The 13,613-nt window shown below is 38.6% G+C and carries 14 protein-coding genes and 1 other annotated feature; of the genes, 5 read left to right on the forward strand and 9 right to left on the reverse strand.

Annotated elements, in window-relative coordinates:
• Positions 1 to 72 precede the first annotated feature (72 nt).
• The 4 genes from QRN68_RS22760 to lspA all read right to left on the reverse strand — a co-directional run bounded on the left by QRN68_RS22760 (position 73) and on the right by lspA (position 3,593).
• Complete coding sequence (locus QRN68_RS22760) at positions 73 to 1,401, reverse strand: solute carrier family 23 protein (protein ID WP_285399391.1); 1,329 nt, start codon at positions 1,399 to 1,401, stop codon at positions 73 to 75.
• Between the two features lie 20 nt (positions 1,402 to 1,421).
• A complete protein-coding gene (gene pyrR, locus QRN68_RS22765; protein ID WP_285399393.1) occupies positions 1,422 to 1,964 on the reverse strand; it encodes a bifunctional pyr operon transcriptional regulator/uracil phosphoribosyltransferase PyrR in 543 nt (180 codons plus the stop codon).
• Between the two features lie 241 nt (positions 1,965 to 2,205).
• Complete coding sequence (locus QRN68_RS22770) at positions 2,206 to 3,117, reverse strand: RluA family pseudouridine synthase (RefSeq protein WP_285399394.1); 912 nt, start codon at positions 3,115 to 3,117, stop codon at positions 2,206 to 2,208.
• Positions 3,114 to 3,593, reverse strand: coding sequence for a signal peptidase II (lspA, locus tag QRN68_RS22775; protein WP_285399396.1), 480 nt, complete (start codon positions 3,591 to 3,593; stop codon positions 3,114 to 3,116). Before lspA ends, QRN68_RS22770 begins: the two co-directional genes overlap by 4 nt.
• 210 nt (positions 3,594 to 3,803) lie before the next feature.
• On the opposite strand from lspA, the gene QRN68_RS22780 reads away from it, so the two are divergent.
• The 4 genes from QRN68_RS22780 to QRN68_RS22795 are packed head-to-tail and all read left to right on the forward strand — an operon-like array spanning position 3,804 to position 4,913.
• Entirely contained in the window at positions 3,804 to 4,157 is a 354-nt protein-coding gene (locus QRN68_RS22780; protein WP_285399397.1) for a hypothetical protein, read from the forward strand.
• Positions 4,091 to 4,321 (forward strand): hypothetical protein, encoded by a 231-nt coding sequence (locus tag QRN68_RS22785; protein WP_285399398.1) that lies wholly within the window; start codon positions 4,091 to 4,093, stop codon positions 4,319 to 4,321. Before QRN68_RS22780 ends, QRN68_RS22785 begins: the two co-directional genes overlap by 67 nt.
• A complete protein-coding gene (locus QRN68_RS22790; protein WP_285399400.1) occupies positions 4,276 to 4,671 on the forward strand; it encodes a hypothetical protein in 396 nt (131 codons plus the stop codon). The genes QRN68_RS22785 and QRN68_RS22790 overlap by 46 nt, the downstream gene beginning before the upstream one ends.
• Positions 4,668 to 4,913 (forward strand): hypothetical protein, encoded by a 246-nt coding sequence (locus tag QRN68_RS22795; protein WP_285399402.1) that lies wholly within the window; start codon positions 4,668 to 4,670, stop codon positions 4,911 to 4,913. The genes QRN68_RS22790 and QRN68_RS22795 overlap by 4 nt, the downstream gene beginning before the upstream one ends.
• A 48-nt stretch (positions 4,914 to 4,961) precedes the next feature.
• Here QRN68_RS22795 and QRN68_RS22800 read toward each other — a convergent pair whose 3' ends face one another.
• Both QRN68_RS22800 and QRN68_RS22805 read right to left on the reverse strand, forming a co-directional pair.
• Positions 4,962 to 6,530, reverse strand: a complete 1,569-nt coding sequence (locus QRN68_RS22800) for a sodium/solute symporter (protein ID WP_285399403.1) — start codon at positions 6,528 to 6,530, stop codon at positions 4,962 to 4,964.
• A 25-nt stretch (positions 6,531 to 6,555) separates the two neighbouring features.
• A complete protein-coding gene (locus QRN68_RS22805; protein ID WP_285399404.1) occupies positions 6,556 to 6,891 on the reverse strand; it encodes a hypothetical protein in 336 nt (111 codons plus the stop codon).
• A 237-nt stretch (positions 6,892 to 7,128) separates the two neighbouring features.
• On the opposite strand from QRN68_RS22805, the gene QRN68_RS22810 reads away from it, so the two are divergent.
• Positions 7,129 to 8,307 carry an AraC family transcriptional regulator gene (locus tag QRN68_RS22810; protein WP_285399406.1) on the forward strand — a complete coding sequence of 393 codons (1,179 nt, stop codon included), beginning with the start codon at positions 7,129 to 7,131 and terminating at the stop codon, positions 8,305 to 8,307.
• A gap of 235 nt (positions 8,308 to 8,542) precedes the next feature.
• Here the strand turns inward: QRN68_RS22810 and ileS are convergent, their stop codons facing one another.
• The 3 genes from ileS to QRN68_RS22825 all read right to left on the reverse strand — a co-directional run bounded on the left by ileS (position 8,543) and on the right by QRN68_RS22825 (position 13,380).
• Complete coding sequence (ileS, locus tag QRN68_RS22815; protein ID WP_285399407.1) at positions 8,543 to 11,311, reverse strand: isoleucine--tRNA ligase; 2,769 nt, start codon at positions 11,309 to 11,311, stop codon at positions 8,543 to 8,545.
• Between the two features lie 343 nt (positions 11,312 to 11,654).
• Positions 11,655 to 11,874 (reverse strand) — a binding site (T-box leader).
• 97 nt (positions 11,875 to 11,971) lie between these two features.
• A complete protein-coding gene (locus tag QRN68_RS22820; RefSeq protein ID WP_285399409.1) occupies positions 11,972 to 12,496 on the reverse strand; it encodes a DivIVA domain-containing protein in 525 nt (174 codons plus the stop codon).
• 95 nt (positions 12,497 to 12,591) lie between these two features.
• A complete protein-coding gene (locus tag QRN68_RS22825) occupies positions 12,592 to 13,380 on the reverse strand; it encodes a YlmH family RNA-binding protein (protein ID WP_285399410.1) in 789 nt (262 codons plus the stop codon).
• Positions 13,381 to 13,613 lie beyond the last annotated feature (233 nt).

Consider the following 13,613-nt stretch of genomic DNA (forward strand, 5'->3'; position numbering starts at 1 on the left):
ACGTTTAGCTTGTCTACAACTTCCCTTTTTTTGCCTCTCTGGACAATTCATTAAAAGGTACTGCTTATATAATTAATCTTCTAAAATTTCTTTCTCTCTACCTGGTAATACTAAGTTTAAAATTACACCTATAATTGCTGCTAATGCCATACCTTCAAGAGCAAATGACTCAGAGAATCTAAGTGCAGCACCGCCTATTCCTACTACTAGGATTACAGATGCAATAACCATATTTCGATTATTCCCAAAGTCTACTTTGTTTTCAACTAGCATACGTAAACCACTAGACGCGATAATACCAAATAATAAGATTGAAATTCCACCAAGAACTGCGGTTGGTATTGTTGAAATTAATGCCATGGCTTTCCCAAAGAACGACACGATAATCGCAATGACTGCTGCTCCCATGATAACATACACGGAATAGACACGTGTGATTGCTAAAACTCCTATATTTTCACCGTATGTTGTTTTCGGTGGTCCGCCGATTAAAGCACTCAGTAATGTCCCTAAACCATCCCCTAAAATGGAGCGGTGAAGGCCTGGATCTTTCACATAATTTCGATTTACTACTTTCCCCAGAACTAATTGGTGACCAATATGTTCTGAAATCGTTACGATGACGATTGGTACCATTGCAAGTAAAATTTTAGCTGTAATATTGAATTCGTAGTCCACACCTGGAATCAAAAAGTCCGGTGAAGCGAAAAATGATGCTTCTTTTACTGGAGTAAAATCAACGATTCCAATAAACACTGAGTAGATATATCCAACAATTAGCCCCATCAGAATAGGCATAGCACTTAAAATATTTTTAAAGTATACCGTGAATATAATCGCTGCTAATAACGTGACTAAAGCTGCTGAAAAATGTAATCCACTGTATTGAGATACTGTTTCAACAACTCCTGTTGTCTCGTTCACCTGTTCTACATTTATATTCATTGCCATATTTACTGCTGTACCTGACAGCCCTAAACCAATTACGATAATAACGGGTGCCACAACAATTGGTGGTAGCAAACGCATTAACCATTTATAGCCTGTCTTCCAAATGATTAAAGACACAATTCCGTAAACTAGACCGACCGCTAGTGCCCCCATCATAGCATTCCCTGGATTCACACTAGCTTTATTTGCATCTAATCCATTCGCTGCGATTAGAATTGGTGAGATGAAAGCAAATGATGAACCTAGATATGCCGGTACTTTAAACTGTGTTACTAATAAGAAAACAAGTGTTGCAATCCCACTCGTTAAAAGGGCGATTGCCGGACTAAGACCTACCAGCTGAGGGACTAAGATCGTTGACCCAAACATGGCAAACATGTGTTGGAAACTTAATGTCACTAGTTGGACCGGTGTCGGTTTATCCTGTATATCTAATACTGCTTTTGACATAATGTTTCCTCACTTTATAGTTAGTCTTCTTTATAAATAATGACGCAATCTTCTCCGTCTACTTCTTGTAAATTTACGACTATACGTTCAGATCCAGATGTTGGAACGTTTTTGCCAACATAATCTGCTCGTATTGGAAGCTCTCTGTGACCTCTGTCGATAAGTACTGCCAGTTGAATTTGTGCAGGTCGTCCTAAATCCATCACTGCATCTAGTGCTGCTCGTACTGTACGCCCAGTATATAAGACATCATCAACTAGAATAAGCTTTTGATTACCTACAACGTAATCAATATCAACTTGCTCAACATGCGCCTGCTCGTTTTCATGCTTTGTTGATAGATCATCTCGATAAAGTGTAATATCAAGCTCCCCAGTACGAATTGGTTTACCTTCAATTTTTTCAATTCTTTCTGCAAGGCGTTTTGCGAGAAAAGCACCTCGCGTTTTAATGCCGACTAAAATACATTCATCGATCCCTTTATTACGTTCAATAATTTCATGCGCAATACGTGTTAATGCTCTTGCCATTGACTGTCCATCTAACAGCTCATTTTGTGCCATATAAATTTCCTCCTCTCTTCTATCTATTGTTGGCTATGTGTCCATAAAAAAACCTCTCGAGGCGAATAGCCTGAGAGGGTTGAATGCGTGTTTAAATAGCATGTTGAAAAATTTGCATCACAAATTTTTTACAACACGATCACATGTACCTTCTCAGCCTCTCTGGACTGCCATTAAAGGTGAATATTTAGTTAAGTTGTTCATTTCACTTTCGTTAGTATAGACCTTCTTTTACTATCCGTCAATGCCTATTTCGTAAATCATTTAATAATTGTTCATAATCAGCAGGAAGTGGTGTTTCAAACTCGATATATTCGCCAGATGTAGGATGATCGAATCCTAAAATTCCTGCATGTAATACTTGTCCACCGAAGTCTATTGTCTTTTTTGGTCCATATTTTGGATCACCAACAAGTGGGTATCCAATATAATTCATATGCACACGAATTTGATGAGTTCGTCCAGTTTCTAAACGACACTCCACTAATGTAAAGTCGCCAAAGCGTTCAATAACTTGGAAGTGAGTTACTGCATGCTTTCCGTTATCAACAACCGCTTGTTTTTGACGATCCTTTTGATCGCGTGCAATAGGGGCATCAATTGTTCCTTTATCATGTGCAATATGTCCATGTACTAGCGCAGTATACTTACGTGTCACTGTTTTATTAACTAGCTGATTCACTAACGATTCATGAGCCGCATCATTTTTAGCAACCATTAATAATCCTGAAGTATCTTTATCAATACGATGCACAATCCCCGGACGCAGAACACCATTTATGCCTGATAAATCCTTACAATGATACATTAAACCATTTACAAGAGTACCCGACATATGTCCAGGTGCTGGATGCACAACCATGCCTTTTGGTTTATTCACAACAAGGACATCTGCATCTTCATAAACAATATCAAGGTCCAAGTTTTCAGCAATGACATCTAATGGCTCCGCTTCAGGTACATCTATTTCTACAATATCACCTGTTTTCACCTTATACTTCGCCTTTACCGTCTCACCATTTACTTTGACAATACCTTCAGTAATCCAATTTCCAATTTGTGTACGCGACCATTCTGATTGCACACTTGAAAGCGCCTTATCAATGCGCTCTCCCTTTTGCTGTTCTTCCATTGTATATGATACTTGCGTCATTCTTTCACCTGTTTCTTTTCTTTTTTATCTTCAACGATTAAACCAATCATTAACACCACTACCGCAATTGTTAAAGCTGCATCCGCAATATTGAAGATCGGGAAATCATAATTAATTACTGGAATCAATACATCTATAAAATCGACCACTTCGCCCCTAAATAAACGGTCAATAAAATTACCAATCGCTCCGCCTAATAAAAGCATCAAACCAACTTGAAAAATAGGTTTACCCTTAGCCTCTTTATGAAAATAATATAGGACAGCACAAATAACGCCTATCGTGACAATGCTAAAAAACAACATTCGCCCTTCCAACATTCCCCATGCTGCACCTTTATTTCGATGAGACAAAATCCCAAACCATGGATCCCATACTGAAATTCGTTCACCAAACTCCATATTTTTCACAATCAGCCATTTTGTCCATTGATCTAAAAGGACAACGAATGCGGCCAATCCATAATATTTATACACAGCCATTCCTCCGTTCACTCAACATCTAACCTATTCTACCATAACAGCCCATCTCAGAATAACTAATATAGCATGAAAATATGGAGGAAACACCAAATCTGTTACATAAAGCATTGTCTTAAAAAGCAATGACATTCTGTTTTGCGGTTTGGCTGAGCTATCCGGCGGTTTGAGGGTTCTTTCTGGCGGTTTGGCGGTTCTATCCGGGGTTTGGCGGTTCTTTCCGGCGGTTTGGCTCTTCTTTCCGTCGCTTTGGCGGTTCTATCCGTCACTCCAGCCCTTCTTTCCGTCGCTTTGGCGGTTCTATCCGTCGCTTCGACCCTTCTTTCCGTCGCTCTGACCTTTTTATCCGTCGCTCTAATTTCTATCCGTTACTTCGGCTCTTCTTCCCGTCGCTTTGGCGGTTCTATCCACGACTTTGACTGTTCTATCCGCTTTGCCTCTTCTTTCCATCACTTCAGCCCTTCTTTCCGTCGCTCTAATTTCTTTCCGTCACTTTGGCGGTTCTATCCGTCGCTTCGACCCTTCTTTCCATCGCTCTGGCCTTTTTATCCGTCGCTCTAATTTCTATCCGTCACTCCAGCCCTTCTTTTCGTCGCTTTGCCAGTTCTATCCGTCACTCTGGCCCTTCTTTCCGTCGCTCTAATTTCTTTCCGTCACTTCAGCTCTTCTTTCCGTCGCTTTGGCGGTTCTATCCACGATTTTGGCTGGGCTATCCACGGTTTTGATGGTTCTATCCACGATTTTAACGGTTCTATCCACGACTTTAACGGTTCTATCCACGACTTTGACTGTTCTATCCGCTTTGCCTCTTCTTTCCATCACTTCGGCTCTTCTTTCCGGCGCTCCAGCTCTTCTTTCCGTCGCTTTGGCGGTTCTATCCGTCACTTTGACCCTTCTTTCCGTCGCTCTGGCCTTTTTATCCGTCGCTCTATTTTCTATCCGTCACTTCGGCTCTTCTTTCCGTCACTTTGGCGGTTCTATCCGTCGCTTCGACCCTTCTTTCCATCGCTCTGGCCTTTTTATCCGTCGCTCTAATTTCTTTCCGTCACTTCAGCTCTTCTTTCCGTCGTTTTGATGGTTCTATCCGTCACTTTGACCCTTCTATCCGTCGCTCTATTTTCTATCCGTCACTTCGACCCTTCTTTCCGTCACTTTGCCTTTTCTATCCGTCACTTTGCCTTTTCTATCCCCGCTCTACCTTTCTATCCGCCACTTTGCCTTTTCTATCACCGATCCGCCTTTTCTATCCGTCGCTCTGCTCTTCAATCCGCCGCTTTTATTCCTGAAAAAAAGCTATTGCCATCACTTCATAAGTAATGGCAATAGCTTTTAATTTTCAATCAAGTTTATAGAGATACAAATATTTTAAGCTGTTTCAGATTCTTTTGAGTGTACTCGCTTCATGAAATCATTGACATCGGCTGGTACTTTTCGATCTAATAGTGACACGATAACAACCGATAAGAAGCCAACTGGTACTGTCACAATGCCTGGAATTTTAAATTGCAAAAAGCTTGGCAACGTTCCTGGTAAAAATATCATCCACATGGATACGCCCAGTCCAATGAGTAAACCTGCAATTGCTCCTTTTTCTGTCATTCCTCTCCACCAAATACCTAAAATGAATATTGGGGTAAATGTACTGGCCGCAACAGTAAAGGCTAGAGCTACTAAATGTCCAATGGATGCATCCTTAACAAGTAAGCCTAATGCTCCATATAAAATACCTAATAAAACAATTGCTACTTTCCCTGCAACGACTCGTTGTTTTTCTGTAATATCCTTTTTCATAACGCTTGCATATAAATCATGGGCTAATGCACCTGAGCTTGTAATAAATAACCCTGATAAATTTGAGAATATGGCCGCAAATGCACCTGCTATGACAAGCCCAAGAAGCCATTTGCCTCCTAGTGCAAGTGCTGTTGTAGGAATAACCATATTGTTCCCACCTAGGACTAAATCGCGCATTACTTCCTCACTTGCAGTACCCGAGATAAAAATAGAACGCCCTACAACACCTAAATAGACTGCTAATAAGAAAAATGCACTGGCAATCCCAATCGCCATAAGCGCTGATTTACGAGCCGCCTTTGCGCTAGGATTCGTATAAAATCTTAGTAATATATGCGGTAGACCAATTGTACCTAATGCTAAACCTATTGTCATACTAATAGTTTGCCAAAATGTTGGGAAATAAAAGCCTGTCCCTGTCCAAGCAGCACCATCAAAATTAATATCCTTTCCATCTAAAGCATATGGTGAGGTCCCTGTAATTGGACCGCTAAATGAATTAATAGCAGCTAAAATTTTATCGTAATGTAAACCACTATACATCGCTGCGATCAACATCACAATAAACGCACCAAGGCGAATCCATAGCTCTAAAGCTTGGTTGATTGTTGTTCCTTTCATACCGCCTATTCCTACATAGAAGATCATTACAATACATGTAAAGATAATGCCAAATTCATAAGAGGTACCAAAAAACATACTTAAAATTTGTGCTGCACCTAATAATTGTGGCGCTGCATAAAAACCAGAAATCGCTAAAACTACAGCTACCGCTACTAGCCTAGCTCTTTTGCTATGAAAACGATAAGCTAAAAAATCGGCAACGGTAAATGCGCCAAAACGTCTTAATGGACCAGCTACAAAAATAGCTAACAGTGTTAATCCAATTGAGAAGCAAAATGCATAATAAGCACCATCATACCCTAGTTGGAAAGTTAAACCAGCTATCCCGAGGAAAGTAGCTGCACTTAAATAGTCTCCTCCGATTGCCGAACCATTTGTAAACCAGCCAAAACTTCTTCCCCCTACAAAGAAATCAGATGCCGTTGCATTTCTTTTTGTTAAATACGTAATATATACAATTGTTCCCATTAAAGCAATGGTCATTAACATCTTCGGTTCTAATAGAGCTTTCATCATTTAACAAATCCCCCCTAAGCTAAAACTACTTATTAAGTATTTCGTATTTCTTTAGGCGTTTTTCGTACAATGCTGTATGCACATAAGCAATAATAAAAGCCATTGCCATCATTACAACTGTTGTCACAAACCATGTAACTGTTATACCACCCCAAATTTTCTTAAAAGCAAGTTCTGGAGCGAACCAGTTCATTACGGGAATACTAAAAATTAAAATGAAATAAAATACCGTTAAGCTAAAACCTGTTGTAAACTCATCTTTCATAATTTTGTTAGTAGTTGCATCTAGTGGCGGAAGATCCTTCACATCTACTGTTCCGGCTTCCACATATTCATAATCCTGACTCCCTACTTCTGCCATACTTCAACTCCCCCTTTCTATCTAGATGAATAATTATCTGAAATTTCAAATTATTATTCACTACAATTATTCTATTCTATTTAATCTATAAATTAGTTACAAAATATTGCTGTATTAGTACAAAAAAATGCTATTTTAAGTTAAAATGTTTTTATTGTTTTTCATTTACAACGGAAGGGAGTTGTTAGCATTTTAAATATTGTTTGGTATATTGAAAGTTCAAATGAAAAACAACAAATGGGCTACTGGTTAGAAGAATTTCCTCCTATTACCTTTATGAACTGTAAAGAGCCCAAAACAGAAGATGTCGTCCTCATTTTCTATGAAATCAACCGTTTATTTGACTGGGTAAAGATAAATCGGTTAAAAAGAAATTATCCTAATAGTATAATTGTCCCTATTGTTACAGAACACCTTACCTACTCAACTGGGATAGCAATTGAACTAAATTTGCCCGCACTTCTCATAAAACCATTACAGAAAGCAAAATTTCTACGAATTGTTAAAAAGCTTTACACGTCCTATAAAGAGAAACAGGCAAGTACTATTACAATGCTTGAGCTATCACAGCAAATTTCGCAAGATCATACTTCCCCTTTCCGAGAAGCCTTTTTAAAACGACTGATACGAGGAGAAGTTGAAAATGAGCAGGAAATAATCCAGTCTGCCTCTTTTTTATCGAAACATTGCATCCCAAATATCGTATTTTTAATTCAGGGCTATATCGATATGGATGAAGATCGACCTTCCCTTTTTGATGCGAGCAGTGTTATAACAAATGTATTTCGTCAAAAATTTGCTATCACAGCACCTCTATCCTTTTTATATTTTGAACGTTATTTACTGTTGCTTATGCGCATTCCTAATGAATACACATCATTTAAGCATTGGTCTGAGGGGGTAGCTTGTTTACTTGAGATTATTGAAGTATTAAAAAAAGATTATTGCATCCATCTTTTCATGGGGATTGGCGGTGTTTTTCAGGACGCCATGCAAGTTAAGGAATCTTATAGCCAAGCGCGAAAGGCACGGAGAAAACCACCTGTCCAAAATATTCATATACGGTTTTACGAAGATTTAACAAAGCAAGAATCGCTCCAAAAGGCTATCCACTATATCGAGGAGCACTATGATGAACAAATTACAATTAGTGATGTTGCCAAATATATCAACTTTAGTTCTACTCATTTCAGCAGATTGTTTAAAAAAGAGACTGGTCGTAATTTTGTTGATTATGTAGCCTTTACACGGATCATCAAAACACTACCATATTTACGAAAATACGATTACACCATTGAAAAAATTTCCTCCATCTGTGGTTTTAACACACCTAATTATTTCAGTAATACGTTTAAGAAATATGTTGGCATATCCCCAACTGACTACCGCAATACACAAGAAATATTATTTAAATAATTTATCAGGTATGTTGTTTCCACCTTTTGTTAGACAATTATTACACCTCTGATCATTCATAACACATCGTTGAATCACTCACATTTTTGTAGAAGTTGCTCACTATTCACTAACATAAAAAAGAATCTGCTAGACCTCCATGAAAGTAAACAACGCAAGCCCCCCATCCTCAAGGAGACTTGCGTTTTAATTACATAGAATGCAGATTCTTGTTTTTAGTTTGCATTACTGTTTATTAAACGTAATATTTTTCTACAACTTCTGCACAACGCGCACACACTGTTGGATGTGCTTCATTTGAACCGACTGTTTCAGAAATTGACCAGCAACGCTCACATTTTTCACCTGTTGCTTTCTCTACAACAATCGATGCATGTTCAAGAGCTAATGCATTTGCAGGTGCAGCTTCTATTGGTGCTACTTCAAATGCAGAGACGATTGATAGTTGTGCAAAGTCAATGTTTGCATCGTTCAATAATGCTGCCACATCTTCTTTTGCATAAACTGTCACTTTCGCTTCAAGTGATTTACCGATTGTTTTTGCATTACGAGCTTCCTCTAATGCTTTTAAAAGATCATCACGAACATCAATGATTTTCAGCCATTTTGTACGTAGACTTTCGAAGTTTTCATGTTCATCTACCTCTGGGAAGTCTGTTAATTGTACAGATACCTCTTCTACAACACCTTGAGCATGTAAATAAGACCACATCTCATCAGTTGTATGAGGGATAATTGGTGACATCACTTTTACTAATGTCATTAATGTATCATAAATAACTGTTTGCATTGCACGGCGGTCTTTGTTGTCATTACCTTCGATGTACACAACATCTTTTGCAATATCTAAATAGAATGAAGATAATTCTACTGCAACAAAGTTATTCACTGCATGGTAAACAGCTGCGAAATCATAGCGATCGTATGCAGCACGTACAGTTTTTAAAACATCTTGTAGACGCATATAAACGTATTGATCCATTTCACGAAGGTCCGCATATGCTACTCGATCTTTCGCTGCATCGAAATCAGCTACATTGCCGTGTAAGAAACGGAATGTGTTACGGATTTTACGATAAACCTCAGATACTTGCTTCAACATATCCATTGAGATACGAACATCGGCTGTATAATCCACTGACGCAACCCATAAACGAAGAATATCTGCTCCGTATTGATCCATAACCTTTTTCGGGATAATGACATTCCCTAAAGATTTACTCATCTTACGCCCTTCACCATCTAGAACGAAACCATGTGTTAATAGTCCCTTATATGGTGCATAGCCATTAATAGCTACTGAAGTAATTAATGATGAGTTAAACCATCCACGATGTTGGTCTGAGCCCTCTAAATATAAATCAGCTGGATATTTCATACCACGTTCTACTAATACACCTTGGTGTGAAGAACCTGAGTCGAACCAAACGTCCATAATATCGTTTTCTTTTGTAAATTCGCCATTCGGGCTACCAGAGTGTGTGAAGCCTTCAGGTAATAATTCTTTTGCTGTTTTTTGGAACCAAATATTTGACCCATGCTGACGGAATAAAGCTGAGATATGGGCAATTGTTTCTGGTGTAATAATTGGCTCACCATTTTCAGCATAGAAAATCGGAATTGGAACGCCCCATGCGCGCTGACGTGAAATGACCCAGTCTCCACGGTCACGAATCATATTATAAAGACGAGTTTCACCCCAAGCAGGTGTAAACGCTGTTGATTTTACAGCCCCTAGTAACTCATCACGGAATGCATCAACCGACGCAAACCATTGTGGTGTTGCACGGTAAATAACTGGTTTTTTCGTACGCCAGTCATGTGGATATGAGTGTGTAAAGAAGTTAAGCTTTTCTAATGCGCCTACTTCTTTTAATTTTTCTGTGATCATTTTGTTTGCATCATTGTAGAATACACCTTCAAAACCAGGTGCTTCATCTGTGTAGCAGCCACTATTATCAACAGGGCTAAGAATTGGTAGACCATATTGTTTACTAATATGATAGTCATCTTCCCCGTGTCCTGGTGCTGTATGAACACAGCCAGTACCCGCTTCAGCAGTTACGTGCTCTCCAACCATTACAAGAGATTCACGGTCATAGAATGGATGCTGTGCAGCAACTCGATCTAGTGCCTCACCTTTTACTTCCTGAACAATCTCATATGCATCCCACTCAAGTTCGTTAGCAACAGTTTCTAATAATTCTTTGGCAATGATGAATTTGTTATCTGCAACCGCCACAACAACATAGATAAATTCAGGGTTTACAGAAATCCCCAAGTTCGCTGGAAGTGTCCAAGGTGTTGTTGTCCAAATAATAAATTTAGCATCTGCTGGGACAACGCCTTTAGCATCTTTAATCGCAAAGCTTACGTAAATAGAAGCCGATTTAACATCTTGATATTCAATCTCTGCTTCTGCCAGTGCAGACTCAGATGATGGAGACCAGTAAACTGGTTTTAAGCCTTTATAAATATAGCCTTTTTCAGCCATCTTACCGAATACTTCAATTTGACGTGCTTCAAATTCAGGCTTTAATGTAATATATGGATTTTCCCAATCACCACGAACACCTAAACGACGGAATTGTATACGTTGGTTGTCGATTTGCTCGTAAGCATACTCTTCACATAATTTACGGAATTCAGCAACAGACATTTCTTTGCGCTTTACACCTTTGTTCGTAAGAGCCTGCTCAATTGGTAAACCATGTGTATCCCAACCTGGAATATAGTTTACATGGTAGCCAGTCATAGAGCGATGACGTGTAATCATGTCTTTCAATACTTTATTCAAAGCATGACCGATATGGATATCACCATTCGCATATGGAGGTCCATCGTGTAACACATATTCAGGGCGTCCTGCATTGCGCTCCATCTGTAATTCGTTAATGTCCATTTCATCCCATTTTTCTTGCATCTTCGGTTCATTTGCCGGTAAGTTTCCACGCATTGGGAAATCTGTTTTTGGCATTAATAAAGTATCTTTGTACTCAACCATTTTTTCAATTCCTCCTTTAAATTTACAAACAAAGAACAAATACACTTAAGCGCTCATTTACATACGACAGTATTAGGTTTATCACCATAACGAGGTTGATTTCCGTTCCGACTGGGCGCTTTCCAGGGAACGTTCGTTAGTCACTTCGTTTGCGCACCAGGGTCTCATCTGTAACGCTGATTTCCAAGGAGTCGCGTGAAATGCCATCCCTAAGTTCTAGTTATTGGCAAAATCAACACATTCCAACACCGGAGATATAAGTTCAAATATAGAATTTATCCATATTAACGAATAGAAATGGAAGACTCCCACCATTTGAACATAAAAAAGCCTCTCAATCCCTCAAAGGGACGAGAAGCTTATACTCGCGGTACCACCCTAATTGTAGCACAAAATTGTACTACCACTTAAAGCACGTTAACGTCGTGCATCACGAAATAACTTACTTCATTCAGTTATTTAGCTCAGAAGTGATGTTCATTGTTATTTGCATGTTTGGGCTCACACTATCCCCAAATCGCTTAACTACGCCTAACAAATACTGTCTTCGTCTCTGCCTGTATGCATATCTGTTCAAAATAATTACTATTACATTAGTATATGAAAATCAAACAATCACGTCAAGCTTCACTTATTAAGTTACAATGCTGATAATAGCGATTAAACTTGATCGGCTTCTTGTGCTTCTTCAACAGATGTTTGAATTTCAGTCAGATCAATATCATATTGTAGCAAGTGGTCCCAATCGTCTGCATTTAGTAAATCCAGCTGTGCCTCTACAAGCATTTTAAAACGATTACGGAAAACTTTTGATTGCTTTTTCAGCTCATCGATTTCAATTGTCACTTTACGAGCCTTCGTTAAAGCCTCATTGATAATACGATCAGCATTTTTTTCTGCTTCCTTGACAATGAGTTTAGCTTCTTTTTGAGAGTTTCTTCTTACTTCATCAGCTGCCTCTTGAGCAACTACAATTGATTTTTGTAATGTTTCCTCTAAAGAGTTAAAATGTCTCGCTTGTTCTAAGGACATTTCTAGTTGTCTGTCTACTTCCTTTTTTTCACGGAGCAAAATCTCATAATCTTTAATAATTTGATCTAAAAATTCATTTACTTCATCTTCAGCATAACCTCTGAAGGATTTGGTAAACTCCTTATTATGTATATCAATAGGTGATAATGGCATACGATCCTTCTCTCCTTTACATGTACATTCGTATTTCCTATTATACAATTGTTCAAACAACTTAGCAGTAAAAATTAAAGAAATTTACTTGATTTTTAGCTTTTTTGGGTCAATCGACCGACTTGCAAACGAATTTTATCTTTTTTTGTACGGCCTTCAGTCATCATAATTTTTACTCGACCACTTCCACGTACAGATAAAATATCTCCTTCTTGTAACTCAAAAGCAACTGTATCCCGCTCGGTCCAATTAACACGTACCTTTTTACTTGTAATTAAGGCTTGTGCCTTTTGACGGGAAATTTTTAAAACCGTTGAGATAATAACATCTAAACGCATAGAAGAAACAGTATGAGATTCTTCTAGCCATTCTTCCTCAATTTGGAGCAGGGGCTCCATCTCTTTAATCGATTCTACATGTACCTTTACTTTGCCGATGCCTGTTAAATGTAAGCGTACATATTCTGCTACCTCATTCTCTACTACAAATTGTACTTGATGTTCATTTACACGAATATCACCGAATTTGCCACGATTCAGTCCTAATGATAATAATGCTCCTAGAACATCTGGATGTCGTAGTTGTACAAATTTCACAGGATATTGAATCGTAAATACTGTGAGCTGAAAATCTTCCTCCATAGGCTCATAGTAAGTAGGATAAATAAGCATACGTTGTCTTTCTGCTTCATCAAAGAGCCCAGCACTGGCTGTTTTCAATGTGTCATACTGTCCAATAATTGATGTAACAATAAAACGTTGTCGAGGATCTAAAAAATCAGTAAGCTTTGGAGCATATCGATCCTCCACCTCTCGCTGCCAACTCACAACCTGTTCAATAAAAGGCTGTTCATCTTTCCTAAAATGCTGAATTAAATGCTCCATGTTTACTCCACCTCTATTATCTATCTTTTACTAGTTTAATTTCATTGGTATTTTAAGGATTTATATCAAAAAATAAGGATCATCACCAAAACGTGGGGTTAATTTCTGTTCCGACTAGGCGCTTTGTTGCTTTCGCACAGAGCAAAGCTTCCTGGTGGCGTCCGATGAGCCGCTTTTGTTGTTGCTGTCGCTTCGCTTTCGCACAGTTAAAACATTTGTTGCTGTCGCTTCGC

Source organism: Lysinibacillus sp. fls2-241-R2A-57 (assembly GCF_030209535.1).
Classification (GTDB): Bacteria; Bacillota; Bacilli; order Bacillales_A; family Planococcaceae; genus Lysinibacillus.

Coding starts and splice junctions, on each gene's coding strand:
- ileS (WP_285399407.1), bottom strand. CDS start 11,311: ATGGTTGAGTACAAAGATACTTTATTAATGCCAAAAACAGATTTCCCA.
- pyrR (WP_285399393.1), bottom strand. CDS start 1,964: ATGGCACAAAATGAGCTGTTAGATGGACAGTCAATGGCAAGAGCATTA.
- QRN68_RS22805 (WP_285399404.1), bottom strand. CDS start 6,891: ATGGCAGAAGTAGGGAGTCAGGATTATGAATATGTGGAAGCCGGAACA.
- QRN68_RS22770 (WP_285399394.1), bottom strand. CDS start 3,117: ATGACGCAAGTATCATATACAATGGAAGAACAGCAAAAGGGAGAGCGC.
- QRN68_RS22760 (WP_285399391.1), bottom strand. CDS start 1,401: ATGTCAAAAGCAGTATTAGATATACAGGATAAACCGACACCGGTCCAA.
- QRN68_RS22810 (WP_285399406.1), top strand. CDS start 7,129: ATGGGCTACTGGTTAGAAGAATTTCCTCCTATTACCTTTATGAACTGT.
- QRN68_RS22800 (WP_285399403.1), bottom strand. CDS start 6,530: ATGATGAAAGCTCTATTAGAACCGAAGATGTTAATGACCATTGCTTTA.
- QRN68_RS22820 (WP_285399409.1), bottom strand. CDS start 12,496: ATGCCATTATCACCTATTGATATACATAATAAGGAGTTTACCAAATCC.
- QRN68_RS22825 (WP_285399410.1), bottom strand. CDS start 13,380: ATGGAGCATTTAATTCAGCATTTTAGGAAAGATGAACAGCCTTTTATT.